Source organism: Allokutzneria sp. A3M-2-11 16 (assembly GCF_024213555.1).
GTDB lineage: Bacteria > Actinomycetota > Actinomycetes > Mycobacteriales > Pseudonocardiaceae > Allokutzneria.
In genome coordinates this window covers 382,142-404,863 of the sequence record NZ_JANAVO010000001.1, presented here as the reverse complement: position 1 = coordinate 404,863, position 22,722 = coordinate 382,142, and the positions used below count along the sequence as shown (strand labels likewise).

At 70.0% G+C, this 22,722-nt stretch carries 23 protein-coding genes; 17 read left to right on the top strand and 6 right to left on the bottom strand.

Features of this window, described 5'->3' with window-relative positions:
- Window positions 1-92: 92 nt before the first annotated feature.
- Genes NLX83_RS02060 through mutM form a run of 4 tightly spaced genes read left to right on the top strand, consistent with a single transcriptional unit; the run spans window position 93 to window position 2,512 of the window.
- Complete coding sequence (locus tag NLX83_RS02060; protein WP_254233153.1) at window positions 93-680, top strand: YceD family protein; 588 nt, start codon at window positions 93-95, stop codon at window positions 678-680.
- A 2-nt stretch (window positions 681-682) separates the two neighbouring features.
- Window positions 683-865: a 50S ribosomal protein L32 gene (rpmF, locus tag NLX83_RS02055; RefSeq protein WP_086825420.1), complete on the top strand. Its 183-nt coding sequence runs from the start codon at window positions 683-685 to the stop codon at window positions 863-865.
- Window positions 866-886: 21 nt separating this feature from the next.
- Complete coding sequence (gene rnc, locus NLX83_RS02050) at window positions 887-1,651, top strand: ribonuclease III (protein WP_254233152.1); 765 nt, start codon at window positions 887-889, stop codon at window positions 1,649-1,651.
- 15 nt (window positions 1,652-1,666) lie between these two features.
- Window positions 1,667-2,512 carry a bifunctional DNA-formamidopyrimidine glycosylase/DNA-(apurinic or apyrimidinic site) lyase gene (gene mutM / locus NLX83_RS02045; protein WP_254233151.1) on the top strand — a complete coding sequence of 282 codons (846 nt, stop codon included), beginning with the start codon at window positions 1,667-1,669 and terminating at the stop codon, window positions 2,510-2,512.
- Window positions 2,513-2,618: 106 nt separating this feature from the next.
- On the opposite strand, the gene NLX83_RS41610 is transcribed toward mutM, so the two are convergent.
- Window positions 2,619-2,933: a LysR family transcriptional regulator gene (locus NLX83_RS41610; protein WP_030430557.1), complete on the bottom strand. Its 315-nt coding sequence runs from the start codon at window positions 2,931-2,933 to the stop codon at window positions 2,619-2,621.
- A 304-nt stretch (window positions 2,934-3,237) separates the two neighbouring features.
- Window positions 3,238-5,067 carry an asparagine synthase (glutamine-hydrolyzing) gene (asnB, locus tag NLX83_RS02035; RefSeq protein WP_254236046.1) on the bottom strand — a complete coding sequence of 610 codons (1,830 nt, stop codon included), beginning with the start codon at window positions 5,065-5,067 and terminating at the stop codon, window positions 3,238-3,240.
- A gap of 349 nt (window positions 5,068-5,416) precedes the next feature.
- On the opposite strand from asnB, the gene NLX83_RS02030 reads away from it, so the two are divergent.
- The 5 genes from NLX83_RS02030 to NLX83_RS02010 all read left to right on the top strand — a co-directional run bounded on the left by NLX83_RS02030 (window position 5,417) and on the right by NLX83_RS02010 (window position 10,858).
- Window positions 5,417-8,020, top strand: a complete 2,604-nt coding sequence (locus NLX83_RS02030; RefSeq protein WP_254233150.1) for a sensor histidine kinase — start codon at window positions 5,417-5,419, stop codon at window positions 8,018-8,020.
- On the top strand, window positions 8,017-8,700 hold the full coding sequence (locus NLX83_RS02025; protein WP_254233149.1) for a response regulator: 684 nt from the start codon (window positions 8,017-8,019) through the stop codon (window positions 8,698-8,700). The genes NLX83_RS02030 and NLX83_RS02025 overlap by 4 nt, the downstream gene beginning before the upstream one ends.
- Before the next feature lie 123 nt (window positions 8,701-8,823).
- Window positions 8,824-9,162, top strand: coding sequence for a hypothetical protein (locus NLX83_RS02020; protein WP_254233148.1), 339 nt, complete (start codon window positions 8,824-8,826; stop codon window positions 9,160-9,162).
- Entirely contained in the window at window positions 9,159-9,764 is a 606-nt protein-coding gene (locus NLX83_RS02015; protein WP_254233147.1) for a DUF3558 domain-containing protein, read from the top strand. Before NLX83_RS02020 ends, NLX83_RS02015 begins: the two co-directional genes overlap by 4 nt.
- Window positions 9,764-10,858: a PPE domain-containing protein gene (locus NLX83_RS02010; RefSeq protein ID WP_308209258.1), complete on the top strand. Its 1,095-nt coding sequence runs from the start codon at window positions 9,764-9,766 to the stop codon at window positions 10,856-10,858. The genes NLX83_RS02015 and NLX83_RS02010 overlap by 1 nt, the downstream gene beginning before the upstream one ends.
- Before the next feature lie 135 nt (window positions 10,859-10,993).
- On the opposite strand, the gene NLX83_RS02005 is transcribed toward NLX83_RS02010, so the two are convergent.
- Entirely contained in the window at window positions 10,994-11,770 is a 777-nt protein-coding gene (locus NLX83_RS02005; RefSeq protein ID WP_254233145.1) for a maleylpyruvate isomerase family mycothiol-dependent enzyme, read from the bottom strand.
- 58 nt (window positions 11,771-11,828) lie between these two features.
- Here NLX83_RS02005 and NLX83_RS02000 point away from each other — a divergent pair, with 58 nt between their 5' ends.
- On the top strand, window positions 11,829-12,122 hold the full coding sequence (locus NLX83_RS02000) for a hypothetical protein (RefSeq protein WP_254233144.1): 294 nt from the start codon (window positions 11,829-11,831) through the stop codon (window positions 12,120-12,122).
- 163 nt (window positions 12,123-12,285) lie between these two features.
- On the opposite strand, the gene NLX83_RS01995 is transcribed toward NLX83_RS02000, so the two are convergent.
- Complete coding sequence (locus NLX83_RS01995; protein ID WP_254233143.1) at window positions 12,286-13,020, bottom strand: CAP domain-containing protein; 735 nt, start codon at window positions 13,018-13,020, stop codon at window positions 12,286-12,288.
- 67 nt (window positions 13,021-13,087) lie between these two features.
- Here NLX83_RS01995 and NLX83_RS01990 point away from each other — a divergent pair, with 67 nt between their 5' ends.
- The 7 genes from NLX83_RS01990 (at window position 13,088) to NLX83_RS01960 (ending at window position 20,612) form a co-directional block, all read left to right on the top strand.
- Entirely contained in the window at window positions 13,088-13,393 is a 306-nt protein-coding gene (locus tag NLX83_RS01990; protein ID WP_254233142.1) for an acylphosphatase, read from the top strand.
- Between the two features lie 35 nt (window positions 13,394-13,428).
- The gene (locus tag NLX83_RS01985) at window positions 13,429-13,794 is read left to right on the top strand and encodes a winged helix-turn-helix transcriptional regulator (RefSeq protein ID WP_254233141.1); all 366 of its coding nucleotides are present in this window, start codon (window positions 13,429-13,431) and stop codon (window positions 13,792-13,794) included.
- Between the two features lie 88 nt (window positions 13,795-13,882).
- Entirely contained in the window at window positions 13,883-17,482 is a 3,600-nt protein-coding gene (gene smc / locus NLX83_RS01980) for a chromosome segregation protein SMC (RefSeq protein WP_254233140.1), read from the top strand.
- A 30-nt stretch (window positions 17,483-17,512) separates the two neighbouring features.
- Window positions 17,513-17,860, top strand: a complete 348-nt coding sequence (locus NLX83_RS01975; protein ID WP_254233139.1) for an LppU/SCO3897 family protein — start codon at window positions 17,513-17,515, stop codon at window positions 17,858-17,860.
- A 106-nt stretch (window positions 17,861-17,966) separates the two neighbouring features.
- Window positions 17,967-18,362 (top strand): SurA N-terminal domain-containing protein, encoded by a 396-nt coding sequence (locus NLX83_RS01970; RefSeq protein WP_254233138.1) that lies wholly within the window; start codon window positions 17,967-17,969, stop codon window positions 18,360-18,362.
- 230 nt (window positions 18,363-18,592) lie between these two features.
- A complete protein-coding gene (locus NLX83_RS01965) occupies window positions 18,593-20,152 on the top strand; it encodes a phytoene desaturase family protein (protein WP_254233137.1) in 1,560 nt (519 codons plus the stop codon).
- Window positions 20,153-20,162: 10 nt separating this feature from the next.
- Window positions 20,163-20,612 (top strand): hypothetical protein, encoded by a 450-nt coding sequence (locus NLX83_RS01960; protein ID WP_254233136.1) that lies wholly within the window; start codon window positions 20,163-20,165, stop codon window positions 20,610-20,612.
- A 160-nt stretch (window positions 20,613-20,772) separates the two neighbouring features.
- Here the strand turns inward: NLX83_RS01960 and NLX83_RS01955 are convergent, their stop codons facing one another.
- Complete coding sequence (locus NLX83_RS01955) at window positions 20,773-21,093, bottom strand: GNAT family N-acetyltransferase (protein ID WP_254233135.1); 321 nt, start codon at window positions 21,091-21,093, stop codon at window positions 20,773-20,775.
- A 95-nt stretch (window positions 21,094-21,188) separates the two neighbouring features.
- The gene (locus NLX83_RS01950; protein WP_254233134.1) at window positions 21,189-22,685 is read right to left on the bottom strand and encodes a sodium:solute symporter; all 1,497 of its coding nucleotides are present in this window, start codon (window positions 22,683-22,685) and stop codon (window positions 21,189-21,191) included.
- Window positions 22,686-22,722: the final 37 nt, after the last annotated feature.

The following is a 22,722-nucleotide window of genomic DNA, read 5'->3' as shown; positions in this document are numbered from 1 at the left end:
GGGCACCGGGAACGGATTTCGTTCTTGGAGGTCGCGTCCCGTACCCTGGGCGGGCTGGCCGCCAACCGACCACGGCCGCACACCTCACACTCATGTCTGATCGCAACAGAACCACGCAGCGGCCGCCGACCGGACCGTGGGTCATCGACACCCGGGACCTGGGGCGGCGCCCGGGCTCCAGCCGTGGTTACCACCGGAAGTTCGAGGCCACCGGCGACGTCGGCATGGTCGACGTCATCGGCATCCCCTCGGGCGCCGAGGTCGAGTTCGACGTGCTGCTGGAGTCCGTGGTCGAGGGCGTGCTCGTCACCGGTACCGTCAGCGGGCCGACGGTGGGGGAGTGCTCCCGCTGCCTGGACCCGCTCAGCGGTGAGGTCGAGGTCCGGGTCACGGAGCTGTTCGCCTACCCGGACAGCGCCACCGAGGCCAGTACGGACGAGGACGAGGTCAGCAGGCTCGTCGACGACCTGCTCGACCTGGAACCGGTCGCGCGCGACACCATCGTGCTGACCCTGCCCGCCGCTCCGCTGTGCACCCCGGACTGCCCGGGGCTGTGCGTGGAGTGCGGTGAGAAGCTGGCCGATCTCGGCCCGGACCACGGGCATGAGAAGATTGACCCTCGCTGGGCCGCGTTGCAAGGGCGGTTCGGCGAGGCTGGAAACAACTCAGAGGAGAACTAGTCGTGGCCGTCCCCAAGCGCAGGATGTCGCGGTCCAACACCCGCTCGCGCCGCTCCCAGTGGAAGGCCAGCGCCCCGAACCTGGCGACCTGCTCCAACCGCGCCTGCCGTGCGCCGAAGCTGATGCACGTGGCCTGCCCGCAGTGCGGTCAGTACGACGGCCGCCAGGTCGTCACCCCCGCCTGAACCAGGCGGGGAGACTAGATCGTGGGGAGCAGACCGTCGCGGGGACCCGCGCCTGATCGCGCCCCGCTGCTGGAAGCGCTCGGTGTCGGACTCGGCATCGAACTGCTCACGCTGGCACTGACGCACCGGTCCTACGCCTACGAGAACGGCGGTCTTCCGCCGAACGAGAGGCTGGAGTTCCTCGGTGACTCGGTGCTCAGCGTGGTGATCACCGATCACCTGTACCGGGCGCACCCGGACCTTCCCGAGGGGCAGCTCGCCAAGCTGCGCGCCAGCGTGGTCAACATGCACGCGCTGGCCGGAGTGGCGCGCACCCTCGGTCCGGGTGGGCTCGGCGCGCACCTGCTGCTGGGCAAGGGCGAGGAGCTCACCGGCGGCAGGGACAAGCCAAGCATCCTGGCCGACGGCCTGGAAGCGGTGATCGGCGCGGTGTACCTCGAGCACGGCATCGAGACCTCGCACACCCTCGTGCACCGCCTCTTCGACGGACTGCTCGAGGAGGCCCCCCGGCGCGGTGCCGGCCTGGACTGGAAGACCAGCCTCCAGGAGCTCACCGCGGCCGCCGGGCTCGGCGTTCCCGAGTACCGGGTCTCCGAAGAGGGGCCGGATCACCGCAAGGAGTTCACCGCCACCGTCATCGTCGGTGGCAAGCCGCAGGGCACCGGCGAGGGCCGCACGAAGAAGGAAGCCGAGCAGAAGGCCGCCGAGGCCGCCTGGCGCATCCTCTCCGAGCAGGTTCGCCTGGCCGCCGAGGGTGACGAGGGTGAGGCGGACGCCGCCTCCTGATCGAGGAGGACGGGCGTGCCGGAACTTCCCGAGGTCGAGGTCGTCCGCGCTGGACTGGAACGGCATGTCGCGGGCCGGACCGTCGACCGCGTCGAGGTGCTGCACCCGCGCGCGGTGCGCAGGCACGTACCCGGCCCGGTGGACTTCGCCTCCCGGTTGAGCGGCAGGCGCTTCGACGCCGCCCGCCGCCGCGGCAAGTACCTGTGGATCGAGCTGGACGGCGCCGCCGACGCGGTCGTCGCGCACCTCGGCATGAGCGGCCAGATGCTGGTCCAGCCCGTGGGCACGCCGGACGAGACCCACCTGCGGGTGCGCGTGCGCTTCGCCGACGACGGTCCGGAGCTGCGTTTCGTCGACCAGCGCACCTTCGGTGGCCTGGCGCTGACCGAGCTGGTGGCCGGGCTGCCCGTGCCGATCGCGCACATCGGCCGCGATCCGCTGGACGCCGAGTTCGATCTCGCCACCGGGGTGGCCGCGCTGCGCGCCCGGCGCACCGAGGTGAAGCGGGCCCTGCTGGACCAGACGGTGGTCTCCGGCATCGGCAACATCTACGCCGACGAGGCGCTGTGGCGGACGAAGCTGCACTGGTCGCGCCCGGCCAACGGGCTGACCAAGGCCAAGGCGACGGAGTTGCTGGAGGCGGCGACCGACGTCATGCGGGAGGCACTGGTCGCGGGCGGCACCTCGTTCGACGCGCTCTACGTCAACGTCAACGGGCAGTCCGGCTACTTCGACCGCTCACTGGCGGCCTACGGCCAGGAGAACAGGCCGTGCGGGCGCTGCGGCACCGCGATCATCCGCGAGTCCTTCATGAACAGGTCGTCCTTCTCCTGCCCGAAGTGCCAGCGAGCCCCTCGCTGAGCGTGCCCACGGCATACGCGAGGGGCGGCCCCTTCGGGACCGCCCCTTCACGATCGTTCTCATCGGCCCGTGACCTGCTGCCGAACGGTCACGGGGAAGGTTGTTCTCAGCTGGAGCGCAGCTGGCTCGTCGCCCACTCGAAACTCGTGGTGGGCACGGGCTCGTTGTTGCGAACCGACAGCTCCTTGATGCTGTCGATCAGCATGAGCACCGCTCGAACCGAAGGCAAGATCATCTGTCCCTCTCGGGTCAACCTCGCACCCGCTGGATCGCGGGTGAAGAGCTTGGTACCGAGAGACTGCTCCAGGGACTTGATCTGGTAGCTGATCGCTGGCTGGGAATAACCCAAGGACTTTGCGGCCAGGTCCATGCGACCTAGGTCCGCGATCGAGACGAACGCTCGAAACTCCCGCTCGTGCATCCGAATCCTCCCCCAGGGGTCACCGCGCTGTGATTACCCCGGCTTCATCCAGGCAGAACTTCACCAACAACACCGGATAATCAGGACATTACCAACGTGTCACGACTAAGTCCATCAATCGGGGTCTCAAGCGCCCGACCGGAGTACAAAATTTGCTCCGGTTCACCCGAGGGTGACTGTTTGCTCGCCTGAACGGGTTACTACTCAGGTGTCATCCGTTCAGAGGAGGACATCGAACGCCTCAGGGCCGATCGCCGTGTGCGTTTGTAGCCGTTCACAACTTTCTCTTCTGGGTGAGGCGCAGTCAAGTTAGGTGTAGCTCAAGTCGGTGAGAACCTAGCCACGCAGCGATGTCTAGCAGGCGTTCTGTGAACAGTCGGTCCACACGATTGAGTGAGCCAGGCTCCCTGGAAACGATTTCACGGGCCCAGGCCGTATCAATAATGTTGAAAGTTGGATTACTCCGATCGTTCAACAATTCTTCAACCTGCTCCTGCAGGGCCATCACGTATTTGAGCTCCTGGGTGGACGGGTACGGGCTCTTGCGCCGCTCCAGCACCGACCGGGGGATGACGTCCTGGACGGCGGAGCGCAGCAGGCTCTTCTCCCGCCCGTCGTGGGTCTGCATCGCCCACGGGGCGTTGAACACGTACTCGACCAGGCGGTAGTCGCAGAACGGCACCCGGACCTCCAGGCCGACCGCCATGCTCATCCGGTCCTTGCGGTCGAGCATGTACGGCAGGAACCGGGTCAGGTGCGCGTAGGAGATCTGCCGCATCCGCCGTTCGTGCGGGTCCTCGCCAGCCAGCACCGGTGACTCGGCGCGCGTGGCCGCGTAGCTGTCCTTCAGGAACGTGCCGATGTCCAGCTGGTCGCGCAGCTCCTTGCGCAGCAACGGTCGCCCGACGCTCTGCTGCCCGCCGGGCCCGGAGACCCACGGTTGCAGCTTGCCGCGCTGGATGCCCGGGTCGTGGAACCACCAGTAACCGCCGAAGACCTCGTCGGCCGACTCGCCGGAGATCGCCACCGTGGAGTGCTCCCGCACCGCCTTGGACAGCAGGTAGAGCGAGTTGTCCATGTCGCCGAGGCCGATCGGGATGTCGCGTGCGGCGACCGCGGCCGCACGCACGGCCGGATCGGCGAGCGTCGAGTGGTCGAGCACGATGTCGGTGTGCTCGGTGCCGACGTGGGCGGCCACGTCCTTCACGAACGGGGCATCGGGGCTGTCCTGGAGCACGTTGGCGGTGAAGTTGTCCGTCTGGCCGACGAAGTCGACCGCGAACGTGCGCAGCGGGGTCAGGTGCTGCGCGGCCAGCCCGGTCAGCGCGCTGGAGTCCAGGCCGCCGGACAGCAGGACGCACTGCGGCACGTCCGAGACCAGCTGGCGCCGCACGATGTCGTCCAGCAGCTCCCGGACCCGGCCGCAGGTGGCCTCGACGTCGTCTTCGTGCGGCTTGGCCTCGAGTTGCCAGTAGGTCCGTTCCCGCAGGCCGGAGCGGTCCATGACGGCGAGCCTGCCGGGCTTGAGCTCGCGCATCCCGGCCCAGACGGCCTCGCCGACGGTCTTGCTGTACGCGAAGAGCTCCCGCAGCCCGTTGAGGCCGATGCGGCGCTTGGCCAGCGGGTTCGCCAGGATCGCCTTGGGCTCCGAGCCGAAGAGCACCCCGTCCGCGGTGCGGTAGAGGTAGAGCGGTTTCACCCCGAGGCGGTCGCGGACCAGCAGCAGGCGCTCGGCGCGCGCGTCCCAGATCGCGAAGGCGTACATGCCGTTGAGCCGGTCGACCAGCGCGTCGCCCCACTCCAGGTAGGCGCGCAGCACCACCTCGGTGTCGCTGGCGGTGCGGAACGCGTGGCCCCGGCGGCGCAGCTCGTCCCGCAGCTCGACGTAGTTGTAGACCTCGCCGCTGTAGGTCAGCACCACCTGGCCGTCCGGGGTGTCGGCGGCCATCGGCTGCGCGCCGCCCTCGATGTCGATCACCGCCAGCCTCCGGTGGCCGAGCGCCGCGTGCTGGGCCAACCAGGTGGCGCCCGCGTCCGGGCCACGCTCACGCATCGTGGCGGTCATGGCCTCCAACGTGGCCTGTTCGCAGGTCAGGTCGCGTGCAAAGGCCACCCAGCCGGTAATGCCGCACACGTCGACCTCCTCGTCGTCCGGACCCGCGCCCTTCACGCGAAGTGAAAAATACATTCCTCATGGCGTGAAATGAATCAGCGCGGTTGAAGGTGATTAGTCCGTTCGTGCGGCCACAGCCGAAGCGTGGTCGCAGACGGTGGCCTCATCGGCGTGAGGCCTCCCGCCCTGGGTGAAGGTTCGTGGTTGCCGCCGTCACACAGAGTGTAAGGAGCCCGTAAACGCCGAGGTAGTCCTCGTCAAGGACGTGTCAGGGACCGTTATCTAAGCCCAGCCGAACGGCACGCTTGCGCCGGTGCTCCATGACCACCCCGCTCCCGTTGATCTCCCTGATCCGGCCGGAGAACTTCTGATGACGCCTGATGCGCCGACTGTGCGCAAGCTCAACGCCGCCGGGGCGGTGCGCGGGGCACCGGTGGCGGAGACTGGGCCGGTGGAGTCCGGCAACCGACGCAGACGCGGTGAGCTGCGCATCTACCTGGGCGCGGCCCCCGGGGTCGGCAAGACCTTCGCCATGCTCGGCGAGGCCCACCGGCGCGCCGAACGGGGGACCCGCGTCGTGGTCGGTTTCGTGGAGACCCACGGCCGGGCGAAGACCGCGGCACTGCTGGAGGGTCTGCCGGAGGTGCCGAGGCGGCGGATGAGCCACCGCGGCCACGACTTCACCGAGATGGACGTCGACGCGCTGCTCGCGCTGCGGCCCGAGGTCGCGGTCGTCGACGAGCTGGCGCACACCAACGTTCCCGGCTCCCGCAACGCCAAGCGCTGGCAGGACGTCGAGGAGCTGCTCGACGCGGGCGTCGACGTCCTGTCCACGGTGAACGTCCAGCACATGGAGAGCCTGAACGACGTCGTGCAGCGGATCACCGGCGCGGCGCAACAGGAGACGGTGCCGGACGAGGTCGTGCGCCAGGCGGAGCAGGTCGAGCTGGTCGACGTCACCCCGGAGGCGCTGCGCAGGCGGATGGCGCACGGCAACATCTACCCGGCGCACAAGGTGGACGCCGCGCTCGGCAACTACTTCCGGCCCGGCAACCTGACCGCGCTGCGCGAGCTGGCGCTGCTGTGGGTCGCCGACCAGGTCGACGTCGCGCTCCAGCGCTACCGCGCGCAGCACCGGATCACCGACACCTGGGAGACCCGGGAGCGCGTGGTGGTCTCGATCACCGGCGGCAAGGAGAGCGAGACGCTGATCCGCCGCGCCCGGCGCATCGCCAACCGCGCGGGCGCCGAGCTGCTGGCGCTGCACGTCCTGCGCAGCGACGGCCTTGCCGGGGTCCCCGCCGCCGCGGTCAGCCGCTGCCGCAAGCTCGCGCGCGACGTCGGGGCGAGCTTCCACACCGTGGTCGGCGACGACGTGCCCGCCGCGCTGCTGGACTTCGCGCGCGGGGTGAACGCGACGCAGCTGGTGCTCGGGACCTCGCGGCGGTCGCGGCTTGCGCGGGTCTTCGACGAGGGCGTCAGCTCGCGCGTCGTGCAGAACTCCGGGCCGATCGACGTGCACATGGTCACCCACGACGAGGCCGGTGGGACCTTGCGGCAGCAGGGAGCCAAGCGCGACGCGCTCGCCCCGTGGCGCAAGATCCTCGGCTGGGTGCTCGCCGTGGTACTGCCGTCCGGGGCGACCGCGCTCGGTGTTGCGTTGCAGCCCGAGCTGATCCTGTCCACCAACGTGATCGATTACTTCCTGGCGATCGTGGTGGTCGCGCTGGTCGGCGGGCTCGGACCGGCGCTGCTGGCCTCGATCGGCTCCGCGCTGATGCTCAACTTCTTCTTCACCGAGCCGCTGTTCACGCTGACGATCTCCGCGCAGGAGAACGTCATCACGCTCGTCGCGATGGTGGTCGTCGGCATCATGGTCGCCCTCGTCGTCGACCGCGCCGCGCGCCGCGCCGGGCAGGCCGCCAGGGCCCGGACCGAGGCCGCGCTGCTGTCCTCCTACGCGCACACGGTGCTCACGCACCCCGAGCCGGTGCAGCGGTTGCTGGAGAAGGTGCGCGAGAACTTCGGCCTGACCTCGGTCGCGCTGCTGGAGAAGAGCGGCGGTTCGTGGAAGCGCGTCGCGGTCGTCGGCGTCGACGCGTGCGACCGCCCGGGGCAGGCCGATGTCGACATCGCCGTGACTCCCGACGTGCACCTCGCGCTCCGCGGGCGGGCGTTGGCCGCAGCCGATCGCAAGGTGCTCGAAGGCGCTGCGGGACAAGCACTTCTGGCGCTGCGGCAGCAGCGTCTGTCCGCGCAGAGCGCAGAGGCGCAGCGCAAGGCCGAGACCACCGAGCTGCGCACCGCGCTGTTGTCCGCAGTGGGACACGATCTGCGCACGCCGTTGACGTCGATCAAGGCGTCCATCGGCAGCCTGCGCGATCCCGAGCTGGCGCTGTCCGACTCCGACACCGCGGAACTGCTTGAGGCAATAGAGGAATCCGCTGATCGGCTGGCGAAGCTGGTCGACAACCTGCTCGACTCCTCGCGCCTGGCCACCGGCGCGGTGCGGCCGCGGTACCGGCCGACCGGGTTCTACGAAGCCGTCGCCCGTGCTCTGTCCTTTATGGACGGACATGCCCGGGTGAAGGTGGACGTGGACGATCGGCTCCCGTTGGTGCGGGCCGATGTCGGGCTGCTGGAGCGGGTGATCGCGAACGTGGTGGACAACGCACTCCGGCACGGCGGCGGTGCGGTGGAGGTGCGTGCGAGTGCGCACGCCGCGCTGGTCGAACTGCGCGTCGTGGACTACGGGCGCGGCCTGCCGAAGGGCGCCGCCGACGAGGTGTTCGCGCCGTTCCAGCGGCTCGGCGACTCGTCCAGCGGGGTGGGACTGGGGCTGAGCGTCGCCAAGGGCTTCACCGAGGCGATGGGGGGCACGATCCGCGCCGAGGACACCCCGGGCGGCGGGCTGACGATCGTGATCTCCTTGCCGGTGCACGGGGATCACGCGGGAGAGGCGGGAACGCGGTGACCAAGGTCCTGGTGGTCGACGACGAGCCGCAGATCGTGCGCGCGCTGCGGATCAACCTCGCCGCGCGCGGCTACGAGGTGCTGACCGCGCACGACGGCGCGTCCGCGCTGAAGGTCGCCGCCGAGGACCGGCCCGACGTGGTCGTGCTCGACCTCGGGCTGCCCGACCGCGACGGCACCGAGGTGATCGCGGGCCTGCGCGGCTGGACGAGCGTGCCGATCCTGGTGCTCTCCGCGCGGACCGACTCCTCCGACAAGGTCAGGGCGCTCGACGCGGGCGCCGACGACTACGTGACCAAGCCCTTCGGCATGGACGAGCTGTTGGCGCGGCTGCGCGCTGCCGTGCGCCGCGCCGCGCATCCGACAGACGAGGGCGAGCTGGCGGTCGTGGAGACCGCGACGTTCACCGTCGACCTGGCCGCGAAGCGCGTACACCGCGACGGTGCGGAGGTGCACCTGACGCCGACCGAGTGGGGCGTGCTGGAGATGCTCGTGCGCAACCGCGGTCGCTTGGTGGCGCAGAAGCAGCTGCTCCAGGAGGTGTGGGGTCCCGCGTACGCGAAGGAGACCCACTACCTCCGCGTCTACCTGGCGCAGCTGCGCCGCAAACTGGAGGCCGAGCCTTCCCGTCCGCGCCACCTGATCACCGAACCCGGTATGGGCTACCGCTTCGAACCCTGATTTAGGCAATTGCCAGGCTCGGGGTCCTTCGATCTCGTGTCGTACTCCCTCATGGTGGGCCCAGCGCCGTGCTCTGTTCGTTACCCTGCTCGTGGGCCAGAGACGCAGGGGAGGCGTTTTCGTATGTCCAAGCAGTACGTGCGCGTCGGGGGATGGCGCATCGACCTGGATCAGGTCCCCGCCGCCATCAAGATCTTCAACGACGCCCTGGACAAAGCAGAGAAGTTGACTGCGCGCGCCAAGGGGGAACTGCAAGTCGAAGCGATGGGAGGGGACGACGTCAGCACCGGCCTTGCCGTAGAGGTGAACAAGCGCCATCTCGGCGGCCAGGGCAGCACGGCATGGGCTACAGAACGCTTCCGTGACGAGCTGGTCAAAGCTGTCGCGCAACTTGAGTCCGCCAGGCGTCATTACGCGCGTGTGGAGAGCGCTAGTCGACAGGTCCTGGGCGGGCACGGTTGATCCCCATTCGTTTTGCTGGCCAGCTCTCGTGCGGCGTCGTCCTGATCGCGGCGGCTCTCGCTGGCTGCACTGTCGACCACGTTGGTGCGGCCGTTCCACAGAGCGCAGTTCCGTCCAAGACCTCGGCGAACAGCGCTCCAGGCCCTGGCAGGCCACGAGAGGTCAAAATCAACTCGGTGCGCCCGTGTGAGCTGTTCACCGAGGAGAACCGTCGAGAATTTAAGATCGACCGGCCTTTCGCAGAGGAGAAGGACATCTTCTTCGGGTCCCAGGTCTGCGATTTCTTGGGGAGGGCTGAGAAAGTGACGATCTCGGTCAACATGCTTCTTGATCGCGATATGGATGCTTTTGCGCCAGGCAAGACTCCCGCTCACACTCGCAGCATTCGCGTTCAGGGATTCTCGGCTTACGAGGCTTATGTAGACGGCCGACCCGGCAATTTGGCGTGTGGAGTCAACGTGGGCGTGGCCCAGGGGCAGGTGCTCCGCGTTCAGGCGACTGAACAAGGGCGCTATGAGAATCCGCTGACGCAGGAAGAGGTCTGTCGTCGGGCGACGCGCGGCGCGGAACTCGCGCTCGGCAATCTTCTCGCTCGTGGTTGATGCGAGCGACAACGACACGGGGGGACGACGTGGACGTTAACCGCAACTGGATGGCTATCCCGCACCAGAGTCTGTACGAGGGGCTTCACGCGGGGCCCGGTCCTAACGGGCATCTGGCTTCGATGCTCTACACGGCCAAGCTCATGGAGACTCTCGGCGAGGCCAGCAACAGCCTGTCGAGCGCGCTGACTGCGCTGGGCGCGGTCTGGGAGGGCGAGGCTGCCGAGCGGGCGACGGGGAAGATCAGCTCGCTGAGGTCGTGGACGGCGTCGGCGTGCCGGAGCACGCACGGGCGGGGCCAGAGCGTCGCCGATCAGATGAACGCGTTTGTGCATGCGCGGAATTCGATGCCGGAGCCGAAGAAGGTGCCGTCGCTGGAGGAGTTGGGCAACAGCAACGCGTTGCGGGACCTTTTCCAGCTGAAGGAGGACCGGGAGGTTCTCGAAGGTGCGGCGAATGAGGCGCATCGGGAAGCGGCGCGGGTGATGCAGGCGTATGCGGACGCGGTGAACAAGCCGGTCCCGGATTACGACGAGCCGCCGCGTTTCGATGGTGGGAATCCGGGTGGGCCGAAGCCTGGTCCGGATCCGATCGGTGGTGGTGGTCGAGCGATCACGCGGCCGAGGGGCGGGGATATCGGCGCGGGTCAGAACATCGGTGAGAACGTCGACGGCGGTGGGGTCACGGTGCCGCCGATTCCGGATCAGCGTGGTGACCTCGGTTTGGATGTGCCGGACAACAGGTTCGGTGAGGTGCAGCAGGCCGGGTACACGCCGCCGCCGAAGCTGGGTGAGGTCGGCGGGTTGAGTTCGGTCGCGGGGCCGGGCGCGGCAGTGACCGGTGGTTCGGGTGCCGCGGTCGGCGGCCTGGTGCCGCGCGCGGGTGGGCCGTTGAGCACGCCGAGCCAGCCGGTCCCGCCGAGGCCGACGCCGTCCCCGGTCAAGCCGACAACGGCAGCGCGGCCGGGGTTCATGCAACCCGCGCTCGGCACCAGCCAGCGCGAGGAAGACCAGGAACACGAGCGCAAGTACGACATCACCGAAGACATCGTCGGTGAGCTGCCGATGGTCGCCCCACCCGTGATCGGCGAATGAGGTTGCCCGGTCTTCAAGGACCCCCGACCCCGGTCCCAGCGGTCGCCCACTGACCCCAACCCCGGGGTTGGGTGCGGTTAGAGACGTTTCCGGGCGGGGTTGGGGGGACTTGAAGACGGGGGAACCCGCGCTGGGTCAGACGGGCGGGACGATCTTGGTGTAGCGGTCGAGGACCGCGCGGTCGCCGGTGATGGCGAGGTGATCCGCGGGGATGCGGTTCCAGAGGAACAACAGGAGGTCCGAGGCCGTTCCCGCGAGTTCCACGTGGGCGGGGGCGTCCACGTAGCGCGCCTCGTCGCCGGTGAACTCGACGGTCCAGCCGCGCCGGCCATCGGTCAGGCGCACGCGCTCACCGGCTCCGTCCTCGGCGGGCCGCATGTGCCGCCACGCGGGGACGAGCAGTTCGAAATGCTCGGTGATGGCCAGCGCGGCGTGCTCGTCGTCGATCGGCCACGCGTCACCGAACGCGTTCTGCGCGTCCCACCGGTGCAACGCGGCCTCGGTCGTCTGCATCCGAATCCAGAACCCGACGGTCTGGTCCGCGGTCCACGTCCACACGGGTGTGTCCGGAGCGTCCGCGCGGAAGACGTCGTGAAGCGCGGCGGCGCCCTCCGCGAACCAGTCGGCCAGCCCGGCGGGCAGGGGGCCGTGGTTCGGCGCCTCGTCCAGGCTCGGCCAGCGTTGCCAGTCGGGGTGCCGCACGCGGAACTGCGTCCCGTGGACATCGGGCGGGGCGGTCAGCCGCTCGGTCACGATCGACGTCACCACGCGGTGCACGTAACCGAGGTGGAGCACGAGATCGGTCAGTGTCCACTGTGGACAGCTCGGCACGATCGGGGCCTGCCCGTCTGCCCGCCGCACAGCGCCCTCGAACGCCCCGGCCTCACGCTGGAAGCACGTCAACCACTCCATGCCCCCAGCGTCCCACCGCGTTCGCCGCGCCGCCCGCACTTCTGCCCCAAGGGGTCAGGTGGTGCTCGTGGTGTGCGACGGGCTGGACGGGGTGGTGGAGGGCGGCGGCGTTGTTGTGGGGATGGGCTTCGCCGAGGTCGTCGTGGTCACCGGCGGCGGCTGGGTGCTGGACGGCGGGGGAGGAGGGAAGCCGGGGCCCGGGGGAGGCTGGACGCCGTTGCTGGAGGTGGTCGACGGCATCGTCGTGCTGGACGGACTGCTCGTCGAGGAGCCGGACGTGGTGGTGGGGCCCGGCGTCGTGGTGGTGGTCTGGCCGGGGACCGGCGGTGCGTCGGAGACGCGGTCGCCCTGAACGGTGTCCCCGCCGCCGGAGGTGCGGCCCTGCTCCGCGGCGGAGGTGGTGACCAGGGTGGCGACGGTGGCGAACAGGGTCGCCGTTGCCAGCGCGACCGCCCCGAGCACGGCGGTGCCCGGAACGCGCTGGCCCTGCTTCACCGGTGCGACCGGATCAGCGCTCACCTGCCGAACACCTGCGTCCACACCCAGCCGCGGGTGTCCAGGCCCATGCCCAGTGCGGTGAACCGGCAGTTCAAGATGTTGGCGCGATGGCCGGAGGACTGCATCCACGACTCCATGACCTGTTCGGCGGAACGTTGACCCTTGGCGATGTTTTCACCGCCAGGCCGCGGATACCCAGCCGCGCGCGCCCGGTCGACGAACGAAGCGCCGTCCGGTGAGGTGTGCGAGAAGTAGTTACGCTCCGCCATATCGGCGCTGTGCCGTTGGGCGGCATTTGCCAACCGCTCATCGATTCGCAGGGCTGGACAGCCCGCTTCGGCGCGGGCGTGGTTTACCAGCTCCGCCACTTTTGCCGCTGGTCCCAAAGGTACGGGTGGCGGTGCGGGGGTGCTGCGCCGCGACGGGGTCGGGCTCGGCTGTTCGGGCGGTGGTGCCGTGGTGGACTCCGTGGGTTGCTTACTCGGAGTAGTCGTCGGCGGGGTCGTGGTAGGGCCGCCGGTGGTGGTCGGGGCGGTCGTCCCCGGAACCGGGGACGTGGTCGTCGGCGGGCTCGTACCGGTGGGCCCGGTTGGATCTCCGGGGGCGCCGACCGCCCTGGTGGAGCCCTTGTCGGCGAGGAGGATCGAGTCCTGCCCGCCGAGCAGGGAGGTCGCCCCGGCCGCCACGGCGCCGACCAGCACCGCGACCAGTCCGGGCACGAGCGAGGAACGACGTGCGCGCTGTCCGGCCACGGCGCGGGACCGTACCACTATCGGGTGATGTACGCGGTTGTCGTCGTAGCCCTTCGCGTTCGGCAGGATGGGTCGGGTGAGCGAGGGAGACAGCGAAGGGGATTTCGTGCGGCTGACCGCGTGGGTGCACGGCCGCGTCCAGGGTGTCGGCTTCCGCTGGTGGACCCGGGCCCGCGCGCTGGAGTCCGGGCTGGTGGGGGCGGCGACGAACCTGCGGGACGGCCGCGTCGAGGTCACCGCGGAGGGTGCGCGGGCCGACTGCGAACGGCTGCTCGGCCTGCTGCGCTCCGGGGACGCCCCCGGAGCCGTCACGGCGGTGGTGGAGCGCTGGTCGGCGGCGCGCGGTGGCCTCACCACCTTCGTCGAGCGCTGACCGGACCACCCCGCAAGATCAAGTAAAGTTGAGGCATGTCGACGTCGCACCCGCCAGGTGCTGCCGCCTCCCTCACCCGCGCGCTGGAGGAGATCGGGGACTTCGAGGTCCTGCTCGTCCTCGCGCACGTCTTCTGCGGGGTCGAGACCGAGCAGGAGCTGCTGGCCACGGCGGGGCCGCGACGGGAGGAGGCCAAGGAGCTGCTCCAGCGGATGATCGAGTACGGCTTCCTGGAGCGCCGCCCCCGGATGCACCGCTCCACCATGGCCTGGGCCTACGAGGTCACTCGCAAGGGTGAAGAACTCCGCGAAGTGGTGACCTTGCTGGAGCGTTTCGGAGAGCGGTGGTCGGCCCCTGACGCGGAGCTTCTGCCCTACCCGAGGGTGCGAGTAGCGCGCTGACCGCGTGCGCCTGCCCGGATCTTGAACGCCCTCCGGCTATCCTCCTGCGGAAGCCACGGACGGGGCCGAGACACGGAAGCGGGCGCACGTGCACCTGAAGAGCCTGACGCTGAAGGGCTTCAAGTCCTTCGCCTCGGCGACGACCCTGCGCTTCGAACCGGGTATCACCTGCGTCGTCGGCCCCAACGGCTCCGGCAAGTCCAACGTGCTCGACGCCCTGGCCTGGGTGATGGGCCAGCAGGCGGCCAAGGCGCTGCGCGGCGGCAAGATGGAGGACGTCATCTTCGCCGGCACCACCGGCAAGGCCCCGCTCGGCCGGGCCGAGGTGACGCTGACCATCGACAACTCCGACGGCGCGCTGCCGATCGACTACACCGAGGTCTCGATCACCCGGCGGATCTTCCGCGACGGCGCCAGCGAGTACGAGATCAACGGCAACAGCTGCCGCCTGCTCGACGTGCAGGAACTGCTGTCGGACTCCGGTATCGGCCGCGAGATGCACGTGATCGTCGGTCAGGGCCGCCTCGCCGAGATCCTGCAGTCCAAGCCGGAGGAGCGGCGCGCCTTCATCGAGGAGGCCGCCGGTGTGCTCAAGCACCGCAAGCGCAAGGAAAAGGCGCTGCGCAAGCTCGACGCGATGCAGGCCAACCTGACCCGGCTCACCGACCTCACCGCCGAACTGCGCCGCCAGCTCAAGCCGCTCGGCAAGCAGGCCGAGATCGCCCGCAAGGCCCAGACCGTGCAGGCCGACCTGCGCGACGCCCGCCTGCGGATCTACGCCGACGACCTGGTCAACGCGCGTTCGGAGCTGGCGAAGGACCAGGCCGACGAGGCCCAGGCGCGGGCACGGCGCACCGAGGTGGAGCGGGCGCTCCAGTTCGCCCAGAACGAGCAGTCGGAGCTGGAGGAGAACCTCGCCCAGGACGCGCCGCTGCTGGCCGCCGCGCAGGAGACCTGGTACCGGCTCTCCGCGCTGGAGGAGCGGCTGCGCGGCACCGTGCGGCTGGCCCAGGAGCGCGCCCGCCACCTGACCGCCCCGCTGGAGCAGCACCGCGGCGGGCGGGACCCGGAGGAGATGGAGCGCGAGGCCGAAGAGGTCGCCGAGCAGGAGCTGGAGCTCCAGGAAGGCGTCGAACAGGCCAGGATGCTGCTGTCCACGGCGCTGGAGACGCGTTCGGAGCTGGAGCAGGAGCTCAAGGCGGCCGAGCGTGAGCACATGGCCGCCGTGCGCGCCGTCGCCGACCGCCGCGAGGGCCTCGCCCGGCTGGGCGGCCAGGTGGAGGCGCTGCGCAGCAAGACCGGCGCGACCGCCGAGGAGATCGAGCGCATGTCCGTGGCGCTCGCCGAGGCCAGGGATCGCGCCGAGCACGCCCAGCTGGAGTTCGAGGAGACGCGGGCGGAGACCGGGGTCGAGGAGGACGCCGACACCGGGCTCGCCGGGCGCAAGGACGCCGCGGTCGAGGAGCACCGCCAGGCGCGGGCGCGGGTGGAGGAGCTGGTCGCCGCCGAGCGCAAGGCCGAGCGGGAGATCGCCTCCTGGAAGGCCCGCGTCGACGCGCTCTCCCTTGGCCTGAACCGCAAGGACGGCGCGGGCGCGCTGCTGGCCTCGGCGGGGAAGCTGCCCGGCCTGCTCGGCTCGGTCGCCGCGCTGATGACCGTGGAGCCGGGCGCCGAGGTCGCGCTGGCCGCAGCCTTGGGCGCCATCGCCGACGCGGTCGCGGTCGCCGCGCCCTCGGATGCCGTTGCGGCGCTTGACCTTCTGCGCACATCCGATGCCGGGCGCGCCGGGATGCTGATCGGTGGCGGGGCCCAGCCGGAGCGCTCCGGCTGGCCGGTGCTGCCGATGGGCGCGCGCTGGGCGGTGGACCTGGTGCAGGCCCCGCAGGCGTTGCGCCCCGCGCTGACCCGCGCACTGGACCGCCTTGCCGTCGTCGACGACCTTCCCGCCGCGCGGGCGCTGGTGGAGCGCTTCCCCGGGGTGCGCGCGGCCACCGTCGAGGGCGACGTGCTCGGCGCGGACTGGGCAGTCGGCGGATCCGGGCGCAGCCAGAGCGTCATCGAGGTGCAGGCCGCGGTCGACGAGGCGCGGGACAAGCTCACCGAGGCCGAGCGCGCGCTGGAGCACTACGGCGCCGCGTTGCAGGGCGCCCGCGAGGACGAGAAGGTGCGTCGCGCGGCGGTCGCCGAGGTCCAGGAACAGGTCAACGACTCCCGGGTGCAGCGGGCGCGCAGCTCCGAGCGGCTGTCCCGGATGGCGAAGGCCGCGAGCGCCGCGCAGGCGGAGGCGGAGCGCCTCGCCGCGCAGCGGCAGAAGGTCGAGCTCGCCCGCGAGGAGGCGCTGACCAAGCTCTCCGAGCTGGAGGAGCGGTTGCTCGCCGCCGAGTCCGAGCAGGTCTACGACGAGGAGCCGGACACCCAGCGCCGGGACGAGATCGCCACGCAGCTGGCCGCCTCGCGGCAGGAGGAGGTCGAGGCGCGGCTGGTGCTGCGGACCTCCGAGGAGCGGGCCCGCGCGCTGCTGGGCAAGGCCGACCAGCTGCGACGGGCCGCGCGCAACGAGCGCGAGGCGCGCGAGCGGGCCGAGCGAGCGCGGGCGGCGCGGGTGCGCAGCGCCACGGTCGCCGAAGCCGTGGTGCGCGGCGGTGAGACGGCGCTGGAGCGGATCGCGCTGTCGTTGACGCGGGCCGCGACCGAGCGGGACGAGGCGCAGTCGCGGCGCACCGAGCGCGAGTCCGCGCTGAACAAGGTGCGCAGCCGGGTCCGCGAGCTCGCCGGCGAGCTGGAGAAGCTGGTCGACGCCGTGCACCGGGACGAGGTGCTGCGGGCCGAGCAGCGGCTGCGCATCGAGCAGCTGGAATCCAAGATCACCGAGGACTTCGGCATCGGCCTCGACGACCTGGTCGAGGAGTACGGGCCGATGGTGCCGGTCCCGCCGAGCGCGCCCGAGGTGGCCGAGTACGAGGCGGCCAAGGAGCGCGGCGAGGACGTCAGCCCGCCCCCGCCGCTGCCCTTCGACCGCTCCACCCAGGAGCGCAGGGCCAAGCGCGCGGAGAAGGACCTGGCGCTGCTGGGCAAGGTCAACCCGCTGGCGCTGGAGGAGTTCGCCGCGCTGGAGGAGCGCTACAAGTTCCTCTCCACGCAGCTGGAGGACATCAAGGACACCCGCCGCGACCTGCTGACCGTGGTCAAGGAGGTCGACGACAAGATCCTGGAGGTCTTCACCTCGGCCTACGAGGACGTGGCGCGCGAGTTCGAGACGGTCTTCAAGACCGTGTTCCCCGGCGGCGAGGGCAGGCTGCTGCTCACCGATCCGGACGACCTGCTCACCACGGGCGTCGAGGTGGAGGCGCGCCCGCCCGGTAAGAAGGTCAAGCGGCTGTCGCTGCTCTCCGGCGGCGAGAAGTCGCTGACCGCGGTCGCCATGCTGGTGGCGATCTTCCGCGCCCGCCCCTCGCCGTTCTACGTGATGGACGAGGTCGAGGCCGCGCTGGACGACACCAACCTGCGCAGGCTGATCGGCCTGTTCGAGCAGCTGCGGGAGAAGTCGCAGCTGATCGTGATCACCCACCAGAAGCCGACGATGGAGATCGCCGACGCGCTCTACGGCGTGACCATGCGCGGCGACGGCATCACCCAGGTGATCTCGCAGCGGTTGCAGCGGCCCGCCGCCGCGCCCGCCGCCGACTGACGCCCCACCGCACCCCAGGGAGAGACCGGAGTGGACACTCCGCAGGACGCGCCTCGGCGTTCGCCGCTGAAGCTGATCGTCGCGATCGTCGTGCCGTTGCTGGTGATCGGCGTCGGCGTGTACCTCTACGCCAGCTCGGCGAGCACCGCGAAGGTCGGTGACTGCCTGCGCGACGGCGCGACCGCCGACGCGCCGATGGCCAAGGTGGCGTGCGGCGAGACGGCCGACTACCGCGTGGTCGGGCGGCTGGAGGGCAAGAAGAAGGACGAGATCGGCGAGACCCGGCCGTGCGAGCGGTTCCCCACGACCGCGGTCACGTACTGGGAGGGCGACGAGTCCTCGGGGAACCTGCTCTGCCTGGAGCCGTACCACCCGTGACACCGAGTTCGTAACACACCTTTGAAAGCAGTTCCGTTCGTGTCCTTTTCCGTGCATGATGAGCGCCCGCTTGACGCGGATCTCACATCTCTTGGAAAGAAGCCCAGTGAGCACTCCTGAGAACATGCCGGAACCCACCGAGCAGCAGACCGAGCAGCCCGCGAAGAAGAAGCGGTCGCCGGCGAAGCTGATCATCGCGATTCTGATCCCGGTCGCCGTGATCGGTTTCGGCGCCTACAGCTACTTCACTTCGGTGGGAAGCACCTCGAAGGTCGGCGACTGCCTCTCCGGCAACATCAACGACGCCGACAGCATCAAGAAGGCCGAGTGCGGGTCGGGCGCGAGCTACAAGATCGTCGGCCGGATCGAGGACAAGCTCCAGACCGAGGGCGGAGAGGGCGGCGCGATCTGCGAGCCGTTCCCGACCGCGGAGGCGCTGTACTGGGAAGGCCCCAAGGACGGCAAGGGCAACTTCCTCTGCCTGGAGCCGTTCAAGGCGTAACGCGATTCACGAGTGGGCCCGGTGCGACTTCTGCGCGCCGGGCCCATTGCTTTGTGGCGCACGTACCAGCAGCCGGGATTCGGGTGCCTGCGCGTGGAGACCTCGTTCAACCCGATGAACCGGTTCCTGTTCTTCCGAAGCCGATCCTGGTGATCCTGCTCAATGTTCTGATGTAAGTGTGCCCCGACTGGTCCTGGCCCGACTCCGCCCGCGTCGGTGAGGATCGGCGGATGCGCTGTGACGATGACGTCGTGGTTGTCGGTGGTGGGCACAACGGCCTGATCGCCTCGATCCTGCTGGCCAGGGCCGGGTTGTCGGTGCGGCTGCTGGAGCGCGCGGAGCACCTGGGCGGCGCCTCGGTCGGCAAGCGGGTGTTCCCGGGCCTGCCCGCGCGGCTGTCCAAGTACTCGTACCTGGTGAGCCTGTTCCCGGACGCGCTCGCCGCGGAGCTGGGCCTGCCGCTGGCGTTGCGGTCGCGCGCGGTGTCCTCCTACACGCCGACCGTTCGCGACGGCCGGGCGACGGGGTTGCTCGTCGAGCGCGAGCCGGGCGCGGCGACGGAGGCGTCCTTCGCGGAGTTGACCGGTTCGGGCGAGGCGTGGCGCGCGTGGACCTCCTTCTACGACCGGGTTTCCGCGTTCGGTGGAGCTCTCGGGCCGTCGCTGCTCGGCCCGCTGCGGAGGCGCTCCGAACTGCGCGCCGAGGTCGATCCGTCCACTTGGGACGATCTGGTCGAGCGGCCGCTCGGCGAGGTCCTGGAGCGCGAGTTCGCCGACGACCTGGTGCGCGGTGTGGTGGCCACGGACGGGCTGATCGGGACCAACGCGTCGCTGCACGACTCCGCGGCCAACCGCTGCTTCGCCTACCACGTGATCGGCAACGGCACCGGTGAGTGGCGGGTGCCGGTCGGCGGGATGGGGGCGCTGGCCGACGCGCTCGAACTCGCGGCGGCCGAGGCCGGCGTCAAGGTGTCGACGTCGACGCCGGTGCTGGCCCTGCACGAGCACGGGGACCACGTCGAGGTGGTGACCGAGGCCGGGTCCACCTCGGCGCGGTGGGTGCTGTGCGCGGTCGCTCCGTCCACTGTGGACCAGTTGCTCGGCAGGGACGCGGAGAAGCCGGAAGGCAGCCAGCTCAAGGTGAACATGCTCCTCAAGCGGCTGCCCCGGCTGCGCAGCGGTGTCGATCCCCGGGTGGCCTTCGCGGGCACGCTGCACCTGGAAGAGGGGTACGCGGACCTGGAGCGGGCCTATCGCCTCGCGCAGGAGGGCGCGTTGTCCGACCCGCTGCCGTGCGAGGTGTACTGCCACTCGCTGACCGATTCGAGCATCCTGGGCGGGTTGGCCGAGCGCGGGTACCACACGCTCACGCTGTTCGGGCTGCACGCGCCCGCTCGTCTGTTCACAGTGGACGGTGCGCGGGAGCGGGCGACCGAAGCGGCCGTCGCGGCCCTGCAAGGCCACCTGGCCGAGCCGCTGGCGGACTGCCTCGCCCTGGACGCGGACGGGAAGCCGTGCCTGGCCGCGGAGTCGCCGCTGGACCTGGAGCGCGACCTCGGCATGCCGGGCGGGCACATCTTCCACGGCGACCTGGACTGGCCGTGGCTCGACGACGACGAGCCCGCCGACACCCCCGCGCAGCGTTGGGGCGTAGAGGTTTCCGGGACGAGCCGGATCATGCTGGCCGGAGCGGGCACGAGGCGCGGCGGCGGGGTGAGCGGCCTGGGCGGCTGGCACGCGTCCAACGCCGTCCTGGAGGCTAGACAACAAGCCAAGATCACCACGCCGTAGGCTTGGCGGCGTGAGCGCGGAGAGCGGGATGCTGATCGTGCACGCCACCTACCACCGCCGCCTTCAGCGCGAGCTGCCGAACGACACGTCTGGTGCCAAGGTGCTCGTCGCCGACCGCGGACAGCTGGCCGAATGGGGCGGGACCGCCACGTTCGAGCTGCCGGAGGGCTCCTACGAGGTCTCGGCGGCGGTCAGCCAGGCCGAGGCGGACTTCCTGGGAGAGGGCGAGCACGAGGAGACGGTCTACGGGGAGGCCCGCACCATCGTGCTGGTGCCCGCCGGTGGTAGCGCGGAGCTGTTCTACGCGCCGCCGTGGACCTCCTCCGGACCGGGGGCGCTGGCCACCACCCGCCCCCGCACGGGTGGCCTGCGAGCGCTCTGGCCGGTCTTCGCCGCGCCACTGGTGATCGTGGCCATCATCGCGATCACCTTGGCGGTCTTCGCCGCGCTCCTGCTCTAGCGCGAGGTCCGCGACCCCGCGTGGTTGGGGCGTCTTCAAGACCCCCGAACCCCCGCCCCGAGCGTCTTCAACCGCGACGCACCCCGCGCCTCGATGGGGTTCGTGGTGGTTGGCGATCGCTGGAGCGGGGGTAGGGGGTACTTGAAGACCGGAGAACCGGCTAGTCGACCTTGGCCGCGGCCATGACGCGCATGCGGTCGATCGGGTCGACCAGGGCGACGTAGTCCGCGTGGCGGCGGACCCATCCCGCCACGAACGGACACAGTGGACGGACGATCAGCCCGTTGACGCGTGCGGACTCCAGCGCCGCCTTCGCCAGCTCGCCGCCGACGCCCTGACCTTCGAACGCGGACTCGACCTCGGTGTGCGTCAACAGGATCTTGCCGCCGAGCCGGGCGTACTCCAGGTGTCCGGCGAGCGCATCGCCGACGCGGGCTTCGAACCGGGTGCGGGTTGCCACCTCGGTGACCACGACATCCATGGGTGCTCCTCTCGCCGCGAACCGCTGCGAGTGGAGCATGCAATGCCGGGCACGCGCTCGCCATTCCAGCGCGTGCCCGGCATCGGCCGTACGGGCTACTTGACCGGGAGTTCGGCCTCCACCGCCTCCGGCGCGTTCGTGCTGTGCCGCAGGGACAACAACCCACCGACGACGAGGGTGATCAGCACGCCGAGCGGCGGGTACCACGGGTAGGCCAGCGCGAGTTCCTTGGCGCCGACCGGGAACTTCACCGTGAGGATGATCGTGGCCATGCCGAGCACGGTCACCACGAACGCCACCAGGGCGTCGGTCTGCCGGGCCTTCTTGAAGATCAGGCCGAGCAGGAACGCGCCGAGCAGCGCGCCGTAGGTGTAGCCGGTGATCGACAGGCCCTGTTCGACGATCGGGTTGTTCTTGCTGGTGAACATCGAGGCGAAGCCGATCAGCAGGCCCGCCCAGACCACGGTCCAGATCTTGCCCTGGCGCAGGATCTCCGCGTCGGTGAAGGTGCGCTTGGAGACCTTCTGGATCACGTCGGTGACGGTGGAGGAGGCCAGCGCGTTGAGCGAGGAGCTCATCGCCGCGGCCAGGATGCTGGCCAGCATGAAGCCGGAGACGCCCGGCGGCAGCACGTTGATGATCACGTGCGGGAACAGCTCGTCGCTGGCGGCCATGCCCATCGACGCCGGGGTGGCGCCCTTGAACAGCGCCCAGATCATCACGCCGATGAACAGGAACAGGCCGAACTGGAAGAACACGATCACGCCGGAGCCGATCAGCGCCCTGCGGCTGTCCTTGAGGTTCTTGCAGGACATCAGCCGCTGCACGATCAGCTGGTCGGAACCGTGCGAGGCCATGGACAGCACGGCGCCGCCGAGCACCGCGGTGACGATCGCGTACGGGCTGGTGAGGATGTCCGCGCCGGTGTCGAAGATCTGGAACTTGCCCGCCTCGAACGCCTGGCCGAGCCAGCCCTCGGGGAGCTTGCCCGCGAGCACGGCGATCACCGCGAGGCCGCCGATGATGTAGACGCCGAGCTGCACCGCGTCCACCCAGACCACCGCGCGCACGCCGCCGATGTAGCTGAACACCAGCATGCCGATGCCGGTGACCAGGCAGATCGCCCAGTACGGGGCGTGGATGTCGTAGGCGGCGAGCAGCACCTTGATCGGGATCGCGGTGGCGAACAGCCGCAGGCCGTCGGCGAGCAGGCGGGTGAACAGGAACGTCACCGATGCCGTGCTCTGCAGCTTCGAGCCGAACCGCTTGCCAAGGTAGGCGTATGCGGTGACGAGGTTGCCGCTCATGTACTTCGGCAGCAGCACGAACGCGACCACGATGCGCCCGAGCAGGTAGCCGATGGCCAGCTGGAGGAAGGTGAACGTGCCCAGGTACGCGACCGTTGGCACGCTGATCACGGTGAGCGCGCTGGTCTCGGCGGAGACCACCGAGAGGCAGACCACCCACCAGGACATGGGTTTGTCGCTGACGAAGTAGTCCTTCGAGGAGCGTTGCCGCCCTCCGAAGAGCACTCCGAGCAGCGGCATACCGATCAGGAACGCCGCGACGATGATCAGATCGAGAGCGTGCATGGCCTCTCCTGCGGACTCCGGGGACGTGACACGTGCG